Raw genomic sequence first — 12,724 nt, forward strand, 5'->3', positions numbered from 1 at the left:
GGTGGGGAGACAGCAGGCAGGTGCGGCACCCTAGCGCAGTGCCACCGGAGCGCGAAAAGAGGGGGGCTCGGCAGAGCGTGTGTTTCCCGGCATAGAGTGCGGGGCAGGGGAGGATGCATGACGCAACGTTTCCGAGGCCGGCTCCCGTTGTTCATCGGGGGGCTCGCCGGTCTGGCTGCCGGGGGCTTTTTGACCCTGCTCTCGTTCGAGGTCTGCCTGTCCTCCTACCTGCTGCACGGCGTGCCCATGCCGTACTGCCCGGACGGGCAGATGCGGCAGACAGTGCGCGTGAGCGCGGACGGGCTGTCTCGCGGGGCGACGGGCCAGGTGTCCGTCGTGGCGGAGGCGCACGCGCCCAGTCCTCGCTACAGCGGCATGATGGACGTGCCGGTGCTGCGCGGCTCCGCCGAGCTGTTCCTCGTGGACGCGGACGGCAAGGAGACGCCGCTGCCGCCGGACAAGGAGCACGGCTGGAAGCGGGAGGGCTACGGGCCGCTGGTGACGCGCGTGGCGCTGCCGCAGGTGCCGGACGGTGACTACCGGCTGCGCGCCCGCGTCACCACGCCGCTGGGCACGGACCTGGTGGACGCGGCGCTACCTTTATATGCGCCCGCGCGCGTGCACGTGCTGACGGACCGGCCGCTGTACGAGCCCGGCAACGAGGTGCGCTTCCGCGCGGTGGCGCTGCGCGCGAAGGACCTGTCGCCGCTGGACGGCCGGCCCGGGACGTGGACGCTGACGGACCCGTCCGGCGAGGTGGTGTTGGAGGAGCGCGCGCCCGCGGGCCCCTGGGGCGTGGTGGCCGGCAGCTTCCCGTTGGACAGGGGCGCCGCCACCGGGACGTGGACGGTGAGCTGGGTGAGCAACGGCACCCCGGCGCAGGCGCACTTCAAGGTGGAGCCCTTCACCCTGCCGCGCTTCCGCGTGGAGGCGAGCAGCCCGCGCCCCTTCTGGCGTGCCGGCGACGCGCCGGAGGTGGAGGGGCAGGTGGTCTACTCCTCGGGTGCGCCGGTGGCGGACGCCGAGGTGGAGCTGGACTGGGACGCGTCGGGGGCCTGGCCGCCGCCGGTGGGCTGGCTCGACGGCGGGCTGCCCCAGCATGCGCGCACCGACGCCGCGGGGCGCTTCCGGGTGACACTGCCGCGCGTGCCCGCGGACCTGCGTGGCAACGCGCGACTGAGCGCGAGCGTGGCGGCGAAGGACGCGGCGGGAGACCGGGTGCAGGGCGCGGTGTCGCTGCTGCTGGCCGAGGACGCCATCGCCGTGTCCGCCGTGACGGAGCTGGAGGACGGGCTGGTGGCCGGCTTCAGCAACCGCGTCTACCTGCGCGCCACCACCGCGGACGGCCGCGTGCTGCCCGGCGCGGAGCTGACGGTGAAGCGCACGTGGGACGCTCGCGACGAGGGCGTGCGCGCGGTGGCGGACGAGGACGGCGTGGCCGCCTTCCAGCTGGACCCGGGCCCGCCCGTCAACGTGGTGGTGCCGCCCATGCCGGTGCGCCGGCCGCCTCCGCCGCCCTCGGTGGAGCTGAACGGCCTGAGGGACTTGCTGAACGAGAACACCGAGCCGTCGCTGAAGGACCAGCTCGCGGTGGAGGGCTGGCTGCCGTCGCTCTTCGCGTGCGCGCGCTTCGTGGAGCCGGACGACGGTGACGCCAGCGTCGCGCTGGGCGTGCGCGTGGGCGCGGGCGGCGCGGTGGTGGACGTGGCGGGCGAGGAGGGCCCGCTGGCGGCGTGTCTCGCCACGGCGCTGCGCTCGCGCGTACTGCCGCCCGGCCGGGAGCGCGTGCTGGCGATGCAGCTCGAGGTGAGGGACCCGGGCCTGCCCCGGCTGGAGGTGGAGCTGGAGGAGGCCTTCGGCGAGGGCTCGCACCTGTCGGCCGTGCTGGCCACGGCGGCGAAGGACGCCCGTGCGTGCCTGCCTCGCGAGCTCGCGGCGGAGGCGCCGCTGCCCGTCGCGCTGAGCTGGCGGCTGGCGAAGACGGGGCCCGAAGTCGCGGCCTCGTGGGTGTCGCTGCCGAAGCAGGAGGGCGCGCTGCCGGCGTCGGTGCTGCCCTGCATCCAGGAGCGCTTCTCGCGGCTGAGGCTGCCCGTGCAGGGTGCGGATGCGAACCGGGGCGAGGCCCTGGGCGTGGCGCACCTCACCGCGTATCCGGCGGGCAGCTCGGGCGAGGACGGGCCGGCCCAGGCCACCGTCTTCCCTGGCTACGAGCTGAGCGTGAGCGCGAAGGTGGAGGGCAAGGCCGCGGGGGAGACGAAGCTGGTGCTGCGCCCGGCGCAGCTGCCGAACACGCGCCTGCGGGCCACGCCGGTGCAGGCGCGCGCGGGGGACGAGGTGCGCATCGACCTGATGCGCGGCCCCCACTACGTGGGCCAGCTGCCGGAGAAGCTGGTGCTCCAGGCGGGAGCGACGGCGCTGGAGGCGAAGGTGGACAGGGGCTCGCGCTCGGTGCGCTTCCGGCTGCCCGCGGACTTCGAGGGCTGGGCCGAGGCGCAGTGGGAGGGTGCGGTGGCGCGGGTGTACGTGCCGCCGCGCGCCCAGCTCTCCGTGGAGGTGTCGCCGGAGAAGCCGGTGTACGCGCCCGGCGAGCTGGCCCGCCTCCAGCTCCGCACGCGGGTGGATGGCAAGGAAGGCCCGGCCGCGGTGGGTCTCTTCGGCGTGGACGAGACGCTGGCGCAGCTCACGCCGCTGCCAGGGGCGGAGTCGCTGGACTCCGTGCGGCTCGCGCCGAGCATGGCCTCGTCGGCCTTCGGCGTGCTGGACGGGCAGGCGCTGGCCATGGGGCGCATCCGTGGCTCCAACGCGGCGGCCGCGGCGCTGCTGCGCGTGAGCGCGGTGCCCCGGCGCGAGGAAGGCGAGCCGGCGGTGTCGGTGAGCGCGGCGATGCCCTTCGATCCGTCCGCGGAGCTGACGGACCCCTTCTACGCGGTGCTCGCGGAGCTGCACGCGCGGGTGCGGGCGTGGGAGGAGAAGGCGCCCGAGGGCGAGACGCTGGACCCGGAGGACCTCGCGAAGCTGTGGGACGGCGCGCTGGAGGGGTGTGAGCAGCGCGGCGAGAAGGTGACGGACGCGTTCGGCCGCCGGCTGCGGCTGTCGCGGCTGCCGCAAGACTTGCTGGCCCTCACCGACCCACGGGCGGTGGTGACGAGCGGGACGCGGCTGCCGGAGGACGTGGAGAACTGGAACGCGTGGGTCGCCCGGGAGGCGCCATGAAGCGCACGTTGATGATGGGGACGGTGGGCGTGGTGCTGGGGGCCGTGCTGGCCTTCCTGCTGCTGCTCGGGTTCCGGCTGGTCGGCAGTGCCAGCCGTTCCGCGGAGCCCGCGGGGCAGAGCTTCGCCCTGAAGGATATGACAACCACGTCCGCGTTCGCCGACGGCGCGGAGGGTGCCCCGGTGCTGGCCGCCGCCCCGGCTCCTTCCTCGCCGCCGATGCCGGTGGAGATGGAGGAGGCCGTGGCCGACTCCTTCGCCGGAGCGCCCGGCGGAGGAGGGAAGCTTCGCAGTGCCAACATCGACATGAAGAAGACGGACCGGGGAGGGCGTGAGGAACCGAACGAGGCTCCGGCGGAGGGCTCCGCGCCGAGCCGCGCCTGGTTCCCGGAGACGTTCCTCTTCGAGCCGCTGGTGGTGACGGATGCCTCCGGCGCGGCGACGGTGCCGGTGCGCGTGCCGGACCGGCTGACGCGCTGGCGGGTGCTGGCGCTGGCGCACTCGCGCTCGGGGGCGCAGGCGGGCACGGTGTCGGGCTTCGCCGGCACGCTGCCCACGTACGTGGACCCGGTGCTGCCGCCCTTCCTCCGCGCGGGGGACTCGGCGCGGCTGGCGGTGCAGGTGGTGAACACGACGGACGCCGCCGTGGAGGCGCCGCTGAAGGTGGAGGCCCAGGGCGCGACGGTGGAGGGCGGCAGCCGCACGGTGCGCGTGCCGGCCCGGGGCAGCGTGGTGGAGTACGTGACGGTGCGCGCGGCCGGGCCGGGCGCGGTGGCCGTGCGCGCGACGCTGGGGAGCGCGGACACGGTGGTGCGGGACTTCGACGTGTGGCCCACCGGGCGGCCTGTGGTGAAGCAGCGCGGCGGCACGCTGGCGGCGCCGCGCACGGTGAGCCTGGAGGGGCCCGCCGACGCGCAGGCCGGCAGTGAGCGCGTGCGGCTGCTCGTGTACCCCGGCGCGCTGGGCGTGCTGCGCTCGGAGCTGGCCGCCGCGGGCGGACGCGAGGGCGCGGCGGACGTGGCCTACACGCTGATGCTCGTCGGCCGCTCGCCGGAGCTGCTCGCCGCGCTGGGCGAGACGCAGTCGGCGGAGGCGCTGAAGGCGCTCACCTCGGGGAGCGCGAAGCGCATGGCCATGCCGCCCCAGCCGGTGGAGGGCGTCGTGGACGTGGAGGCGATGCGCAAGGTGCTGGCCCAGGCCACGCAGCGCGCGCTGCGCGAGGGCCGGGCGCCGGACGTGTCCACGGCGGCGCTGCTGGCGGAAGGCGCGCTGGCCCACCCGGACAACGTGGTGCTCTCCCGCCTGGGCGAGCGGCTGGCCGCGAAGGTGGCGGCGGCGCAGCTCCCGGACGGCACCTGCCAGGGCGGCGACGGCTGGACGCTGCAGCGGCTGCTGGTGGCCACCGCGGACTGCACGCGCGCCGTGAATGCGGCGGCGGGGACGCCGGAAGGCAAGCGCCGGGCGGCCCTCTTCACCGCGAAGGCCACGGGCGCGCTGGAGCGCAACCGGGCCCACGTGAAGGACGGCTACACCGCGGCGGCGCTGCTGGCGAGCGGCGCGGTGACGGGCTCGCTGAAGGACGACCTGCGCACCCAGGTGCGCGACGCGGTGAAGACGCGCGACGGCGGCACGGCGTACCTGCCGGTGGAGGCGGGCGTGGTGGACGCCAGCGGCGGGACGCCCTCGGAGGCGGAGGCCACCGCGCTGGCGGTGCTGGCGCTGGAGGGAGACACGAAGGCGCCGCTGGCGGACCTGGGCGCGTCGCTGCTCTCCACCTACGCACCCGCCCTGGGCTGGGGCGGCGGACGCGCCAACCGGCTGGCGCTGCGCGCGGTGGTGTCCCTCTTCCGCGAGCCGCTGCCCGCCCGCGTGCGCGTGGTGCTGGAGCGCGACGGCCAGGTCATCACCGAGGGCACCTACGACGCGAAGGCGCTGCGCGAGGTGCTGGCGCTGGAGGCGGCGGCACCGGGCTCGGGCGGCGCGCACGCGTGGACGGTGCGCGCGGAGCCCGCGGTGCCGGGGCTGGGCTTCTCGCTGGCGCTGGCCGCCGCCGTGCCGTGGAAGCCGGAGTCGCAGGGCGGGCTGGAGCTGGTGGTGAAGGGCCCCACGGAGGCGAAGGTGGGGCAGCCGGCGGAGGTGGTGGTGGAAGCGTCCACCCCGTCCGGCCTGGCGCTGGAGCTGCGCCATGGGCTGCCCGCCGGCGTGCAGGTGGACCCGGCCAGCCTCGACGCGCTGGTGGCCGAGGGGCGGGTGTCGTCCTGGGACGCCGAGGACGGCGCGGTGACGCTGAAGCTGCCACCCCGGGGAGCGGGCGAGCCCTTCCAGGCCCGCTTCCGCGTCATCCCCACGCTGGCCGGCACGCTGCAGGGAGGGGCCTCGTCGCTGAAGGTGGTGTCACGGCCGGACCTGATCTCCTACGTACCTCCCACTATATGGGCGGTGCGCTGAGCGACCCACCCCTGCCCCCGAGGGCACTGCCGTGGACACCGGGCTCGCGAAAGTGTCCGATCAGCACCGTCTGGGTACGGGCCCCGCGTGATTCCACTCCTGGGATGCGGCACATTTTCGTGAGCGTCACGAGGCCGGCCTGCCTCGTGGATGGCCTCGTCGCGGGTGACAACCATGGAGCTCGACGGCGCGGAAAAAGACGAGCTGTTGCGGGTGCTGACCAGCGCCTTCCCCTCGTTGGAGGAGCTGCGCCGCGTGGTGGAGTCCGCCCGGCGCGAGGGGCTGGAGGCGCTCGTGGCTTCCGGCAGCGCGCGTGAGCGCATCTTCGAGCTCATCCACCGCGCGGAGTCGGAGGGGTGGACGCGCGAGCTGGTGACGGGCGCGTACGAGGCCCACCCCCGCCACCGGCGGCTGTTCCGCTTCGTCCAGGCCTACCTCGCGTCCGTGGAGCGGAGCATTCCCCGCGTCAGCCTGGAGCGCCTCTTCGGCCACGGGCGGATGGGCGGCGCGCCGGAGGCCTGGCGGCGGCGGCTGGCGGCGATTGAGCGGCGGGTGTGCCGCGTGGAGCCCCAGGTGGGCGCGGCGCTGGGCACCGGCTTCCTCGTGTCGCCCAACGTCGTCCTCACCAACTTTCACGTCATCGAGAACAAGCTGCTGGAGTCGCTGCGCGTGCGCTTCGACCACAAGGTGCTGCCGGGCCGCACGCTGCTCCAGTCAGGCACGGTGTACCGGGTGACGAAGTGCCTGGCGCACAGCCGCTACAGCCCCGCGGACCTGATGCACCCCAGGCCCCGCGAGGCCCGGACGGACGAATTGGACTACGCCTTCCTCCAGGTGGAGGGCCTCCCGGGCGAGGCGCACGTGGACGGCGAGCAGCGAGGCTGGCTGGAGCTGCCCCGCGCGCGTGAGCCCTTCCTGCCCGGCAGTCTGGTGCTCATCGTCCAGCACCCGGAGGGCCGGCCGATGAGCGTGGCCGTGGACGAGTTCCTCGGCGTCAACGCGTCCCGCACGCGCGTGGCGTACCGCCCCTGCACGGCGCCGGGCTCCTCGGGCGCGCCGTGCTTCACGCGGGACTTGCGTCTGGCCGCGCTGCACCACAGCGGAGGCCCGCGCATGCCGTCCTCGCTGGGCCATAACGAGGGCATCCCCACCGACACCATCCGCGACAGCCTGTCCCGGGAGGTGCTCGACGTGCTCGGATGGGGCTGAAGGGGCAGGGGCGCCCGGGGCGTGAACTGGAGCCGTGGGGCTTGCCTGCTATCGTCGGTGGATGGAACCCGCCTCCCGCCGTTCCTCCGTCTTCCGCCGTGGCGCGCGCCTCGCCCTGTGCCTGCTGCTCACCGCTCCGTGGATGTCCGCCCATGCGCAGACGTCCCGGCTGCGCGTGGCCGGCGCCAACGCCAGCAACGAGGTGAAGCTGCGCACGCCGTCGGAGGACTTCCGGCACGTGCTGCGCGTGGACCTGCTGTCCACCGTGGCGACGGATGGCGGCGTGAGCGTGGACGAAGAAGTGCCCGGCGGGGTGACGGTGCTGGTGGACCCGCTCCAGTCGCAGGACGGCGTGCAGGTGCCGCTGACCGCCACGGTGAGCGGGGCCGCGGACGGTGGCGCCACCGCGAGCCTCACCGCGCGGCAGCCGCTCCACGTCGAGGTGTCCGGGAAGCTGCCGGTGGTGGGCGACTACACGGGACAGGTGGTGCTGATTCACGCGGGAGGGCGTGAGACCACGGCGCTCACCGTCACCCGCGTCCAGGCGGCGCCCACGCTGCAATTCGTCGCGGCGTCCCCGGCGGTGGCCTCATCGGGGTGGGGCTGGCACTCGGTGGACGCCACGGTGCGGCTGCCCTTCAAGGAGACGGCGGGCGTCGCGGGGTTCCTCTCCGCGCCCCGGCTGCTCAACCTCCAGCGCAAGGCGCCGGACCTGGGCACGGCGCTGGTGCAGCCGGACTTCGAGGGCGCCGACTTCGCGGTGGAGGGCGTGCTGGCGGACGGGGGGGTCCAGGACATGGGCTCGCTGCAGGGGCGCATCCCCGTGGGCGCGCACGGCAGCGGCGCGCTGGTGCTGAAGCTGCGCGGGCTGGACGGGCCGGGCGAGTACACCGGCACAGTGCGCGTGGCCGTGCCGGCGGGCGTGCCCGTGGAGCAGTCCTTCACCGTCTGGGTGCGCTCGCCGTGGACGTGGGGCGCGCTGCTCATCGCGCTGGGGGCGCTCTCGTCGTACGCGGTGCGGCTGTACACGCAGCGCATCCGGCCCCGGGCGCAGCGCCTGCAGAGGGCCCTGGGCTTGCGCCGCCGCCTCCAGGCGCTCATGTCGGGACAGGACAAGGACGCGCAGGAGGTGGGCCGCGCGGTGCGGGCCCAGGTGGACACGCTGGTGTCGGAGATTCGCAAGCCGGTGCGCGGCATCCGCGTGGGCGACGCGGAGCTGGCGGCGGTGGAGCCCCGGCTGCGGCTCTACGAGGCCTGGTGCGACGCCTCGAAGAAGCTGCGCGCGCTGCCGGAGGCGGTCCGTCCCCCGCAGGCCAGCAAGCTGCTCGACGAAGTCGAAGACGCGCTGCGCGGCCCGGACACCTCCACCGAGCAGCTCGACGCGCGACTCAAGTCGGTGCGGGAGCTGGACGTGGTGGGGCTCGCGAGCGCGGGGCTGAAGGCGCAGCTGGAGGACATGACCCGGCAGGCGCGCGCGCTGGTGAAGCAGCGTGGAGAGGATGACTCCCTGGGCTTCCGGCTCACGTACGAGCTGTTGCCGCTGCTCGACACGGTGGGCGACAAGCTCGACCGCTCGGACGTGGGGACGGCGCGGCATCAGCTCGAGCTGGCCCGCCGCTCGTACTTCGACATCCTGTGCGAGGAGCTGTCCACGGCGGTGGCCGCCGTCCATCCGCCGCGCGGCTTCGATGCCGAGGAGTGGCGCGAGCTGACGACGGACGTGAAGGAGCGGCTGCGGCAGGCACGGGCCCTGGCCGACGCCAGCGTGGATGATGCCTTCCGCCTGTATCAGGGGGCCCACGCCGTCTACGTGCGCCGGCTCGTCAAGGAGCTGCGCGGGGAGGTGGAGCGGGCGCGCGAGGAGGCCTCCACGGACGCGCAGCTGGCCACGCTGGACGCCGTGAGCGCGAAGCTGGGCGAGGCGCACAAGGCGCTCGCATCGGAGGCGCCGCACGAGGCCGCGCTGCGGTACGACGAGGCGCGCATCGCCTTCGCCCGCTACCAACAGCCCTTCCGTGCCGCGACCGGTGTCGTCATGGAGGCGCTGGTGGACGGGGGGGAAGGTACCTCGCCGCCAGTCGCGAGCCCTGGCGCGCCCACGGGGGGCAGCCTCCCCTCGTTGCCGGAAGCCCCGGCCGGCCTGCCCGCGCTGGCCGACTTCGAGGGCATCCCGCTGCCGTCACCGCGGCACATGTGGATGGTGGAGCTGGGCCTGCTATTGCTGCTCACCGGCGTGGCGGTGGCGCTGGGGCTCCAGCTCCTCAACGTCTTCTCGCCCACGTGGGGCGGCTTCGGCGCGGGCATGACGGCCTTCCTCTGGGGCTTCGGCCTGCACCAGGTGGGCAACGCCACCTTCGAGGGACTCGCCGGCCTGCTCACGCGGGTGGAGAAGCCGGGCGCCCCGGGTTCCTGAGCCGGCGGGCGTCCGGGCGGAAGCTCCGCCCCCCGCGTCACATCCCCCGGTTGTTCCCTCCAGCCCCATGGAGACACAGACCTGGGGAGTGTCATGAGCACCTTGGAAATCATCCTTGTCGGAGCGCTGGGCAGCGCGCTCCAGGAACTGCTGCATTGGTATGGCCTGCGCGAGCACCTCGCGACGCCGCGCTACAAACAGCTCATCAAATCCGTGGGGTACTGGGTCGTCACCGGTTTGATGATTGTCGGCTCCGGCCTGGCCGTCTGGGCGTGGTTCGCGGGGGATGGAGACTTGCCCGCGCGCCAGTACCTCATCGTCGGCGCCGCCCTGCCGTTGCTCCTCAAGAAGGCGGTGGAGGCCGTCACGGGAGAGAAGCCCGCGGCCGTGGCACGCACCTCCTCCAGCGAAGGCGCGAAGCTCAGCGACTACTTCCGCGGCGGAAGCGGCCGGGAGGAGCGCCTGGCCTGAGACAACGCGTCATACCCCTCGAAGCAAAACGCCCCGGCCGTTGCACCTCCGGGGTTTTTTTGTGTCTCGAGCAGACGTGACACAACCGCGTCTAAGGGGATGTGTCTAGGTATTTCCCTCTACGTCATGGTGCCTGTATCGACTCCGTAAGTACTTGTATCTATTCACTCTGAGTGTTGACAGTCTTTGCTGGGGGAGTATATGGATTGTGCCGCTAATCGGCTTAATCCTGCATAGCGGCAGAGGGGGTAGTGCATGCGTAGCATTCCAATGTTGGCGTTACTGCTGTTCGTTGGACTTTCCTCCACGGCGTCGGCCCAGTTGGCCACCCGCTGCTATCAGGATGACCAGCTCACCACCTACGAGCTGGGCATGGGTCGCAATGCCTGGGCACGCAAGTGCGGCTATGCGAGCACCTACCAGGAGACGAACATGAACATGGAGGGCGAATACATCGTGTTCGCCCATGGCTGTTCCGCCTATCCGAGCATCCCCGCCGGCTCCGACTGTCAGTTCTACGTCCCCACCAGCGAGGCCGCGGCCTGCATCGCTGGCCTGTACAAGCTCGGCAAGTGCTACGTCGGCTGCTACACGCCCGGTGAGAAGCTCGTCTTCAACGGCGAGTTCACCGGCATCGCGGACGCGTACGCCACGGGCAAGGTGACGGTGGCTGGCCTCACGCGGGACTCCGAGTCCTTCGCGCCGCGCTTCTCGGAGCAGCCCATCCGCACGTTCATCGTGGGCGACACGAAGGAGGACATCTTCCTCCTGAAGACCAGCGCGGGGCACGAGGTCCAGGTCACCTCCGAGCACCCCATGGTGGACGAGTCGGGCACGGTGGTGAAGGCCAAGACGCTCAAGGTCGGTGACAAGCTGCTCACCGCCGAGGGCAAGAAGGTGACGCTCACGAGCGTCAGCGTCTTCGCCTACGAGGGCCAGGTCTGGAACGTCCAGCCCGCCAGCCACGACAAGAAGGAGAACATCCTCAACGTCGAAGGCCTGCTGACGGGCTCGGTGCGCTTCCAGAACGAGTGGGCGCAGGAGAGCTTCCGGCTGTCGCTGCGTGACGACTTCGACACCCAGGGCCTGTAATCCAATCCACCCGGGCGGGCCCCGCGGAGCGGTGGGCGCCGGACGTCGCGGCGTTCCTCCGCTTCCGGGCCCCGCCCCCCGGCGGATACCGTTTCAACCATCTCGACTGCCGGACCTGTTTCTCCACCCGGAAATGCCAGGGGACATGATGTCGATGCGATTCGTCCAGCGAAGCCGTGCGGGAAGGCTCGGGCTTCACGTTGCGCTGTGGGCCCTCGTGCTCGGCACGGCCAGCCTCGTGTCGGGTTGCGGCGGGGCGGGCCCCGGGCAGGAGGACCTGCGCACGGGGGATTTCCTCTCCGCGAAGGTGACCCGCTACGAGTACAGCCTCGACCTGCGGCCCGCGAACGCCCCGGCGCGCACGGCCCATTCCCTGCTGCTCCTGGACGTCCCACCTCCCGGCGGGGACTGTCATGTGCTCAAGGGCCCCGCGGGCCTCACCGACGTGAAGTGGAACAACGTGCCGGCCACGCGCTTCGAGACGCTGGAGGATGGCGCCGTGCGCATCTGCGGGGCCGCCATCTTCGCGGGACAGGTGCGCCTGGAGGCGGACTTCGTCGTCCCCGAGCAGACGTATGACTTCACCCAGGTGGGTTTCTCCCGGAAGCAGGACCGCTGGGGCAATTCCTTCTCATACCTCCTGGGCTGGGTGCAGCAGTGCGACCGCCTGGGGCTGTGCGACGACGCCCCGGACCAGCTGGCCCACTTCGTCTTCAACGTGAGGCATGACGCGGGCCAGGTGGTGCTCTGCCCGGGGCGCCGGGACACGCCCAACACCACCACCACCCACTGCGAGCTGGTGGGCGCCCAGGCGCCCACGTACTCGTCGTTCGGCATCGCCGCCAACCCGGCCTGGACCCAGTCCCTGTCGCTGGACATCAACGGCACGCGCCTGCAGTTCTTCGAGGTGCCGGGCGGCCGCATCGCGGCGACGCTCGACCAGAACGTCCTGCGGGACTACGTGGGGTGGATTCAGGGGCTGCTCGGGCCGCTGCCCTATGGCACCCGGCTGCGCATCGCGGGAGGGCCCACCGAATGGCTCGGGCTGGAGCATCCCGCCAACATCCTCCTCCGTGAGGACCTGCCGACGCTGCGCGGCGAGTACGCAGACATGACGCGTCACACGTTGATGCATGAAATCGTGCATCAGTGGGCGGGCAACCGCACCACCCTGGCGGACGCGTATGACTTTGCCTGGAAGGAAGCCATCGCGGAGTACCTCACGTATATCTATGAGCTGCGGCACTGGAGCTCGGACGCGGCCCAGACGCGCGCCTACTGGGACCGGATGGCCCGCACGTCCTACCTCTACCCCCGGCCGCTGGACGCGCCCCAGCCGTACCTGTCCTTCGCCTCGGAGGTGTACGGCACCGGGCCCATGCTCCTGTTCCTGCAGCTGGAGGACATGCTGCCGGGCGGCCAGGACACCGTCATCCGCGCCATCCAGCAGTTCCTGCTGTCGCCCGGCGCGCGCGGCACCGAGTTCCTGCGCGAGTCGCTGGAGTCGGCCGCGGCGCTGCCCCCGGGCACCCTGGGGCCCTACTTCGATGCATGGGTGCTGGGCAACGGCGAGCCGGACTGGCCCTACTTCAACGTGACGACGCGGGTGGAGGACGGCCAGCTCACCGTCACCGCCGTGCAGCTGTCGTTCAGCGGCCGCGCCTACCCGGTGCACCTGAAGGTCCGCGTGGCGGGGGCCACCCAGACGCAGGACGTGTCCCTGGACTATGGGCTCGCACCCACCAGCGCCACCCTCAGCGTCACCGTGCCCTTCCCCGAGCCCGTGGTGCAGGTGACGGTGGACCCGGACAGCCGGGTCGTCAATCGCAGGTTCCTGGGCACCGTGAGGGAGGCCGCCCCGAAGCGCTGGAACTTCTGA

General features: G+C 72.7%; 7 protein-coding genes. All 7 read left to right on the top strand.

Annotation, left to right across the window (positions count from 1 at the left end):
- The first annotated feature begins 117 nt into the window (after nt 1-117).
- The 7 genes from G4D86_RS04530 (at nt 118) to G4D86_RS04560 (ending at nt 12,724) form a co-directional block, all read left to right on the top strand.
- The gene (locus tag G4D86_RS04530) at nt 118-3,213 is read left to right on the top strand and encodes an MG2 domain-containing protein (protein WP_205519456.1); all 3,096 of its coding nucleotides are present in this window, start codon (nt 118-120) and stop codon (nt 3,211-3,213) included.
- Nucleotides 3,210-5,660 (top strand): alpha-2-macroglobulin family protein, encoded by a 2,451-nt coding sequence (locus tag G4D86_RS04535; protein ID WP_240360043.1) that lies wholly within the window; start codon nt 3,210-3,212, stop codon nt 5,658-5,660. The genes G4D86_RS04530 and G4D86_RS04535 overlap by 4 nt, the downstream gene beginning before the upstream one ends.
- Nucleotides 5,661-5,834: 174 nt before the next feature.
- Nucleotides 5,835-6,869, top strand: a complete 1,035-nt coding sequence (locus G4D86_RS04540) for an effector-associated domain EAD1-containing protein (RefSeq protein WP_163989784.1) — start codon at nt 5,835-5,837, stop codon at nt 6,867-6,869.
- Between the two features lie 61 nt (nt 6,870-6,930).
- Entirely contained in the window at nt 6,931-9,282 is a 2,352-nt protein-coding gene (locus G4D86_RS04545) for a hypothetical protein (protein WP_163989787.1), read from the top strand.
- Nucleotides 9,283-9,375: 93 nt separating this feature from the next.
- Nucleotides 9,376-9,753, top strand: a complete 378-nt coding sequence (locus G4D86_RS04550) for a hypothetical protein (protein WP_163989790.1) — start codon at nt 9,376-9,378, stop codon at nt 9,751-9,753.
- Between the two features lie 255 nt (nt 9,754-10,008).
- Nucleotides 10,009-10,845, top strand: coding sequence for a Hint domain-containing protein (locus G4D86_RS04555; protein ID WP_163989793.1), 837 nt, complete (start codon nt 10,009-10,011; stop codon nt 10,843-10,845).
- Nucleotides 10,846-10,990: 145 nt separating this feature from the next.
- Entirely contained in the window at nt 10,991-12,724 is a 1,734-nt protein-coding gene (locus G4D86_RS04560; protein WP_163989795.1) for a M1 aminopeptidase family protein, read from the top strand.

The sequence above is a fragment of the Pyxidicoccus caerfyrddinensis genome (assembly GCF_010894405.1).
In the GTDB taxonomy this organism is placed as follows: Bacteria; Myxococcota; Myxococcia; order Myxococcales; family Myxococcaceae; genus Myxococcus; species Myxococcus caerfyrddinensis.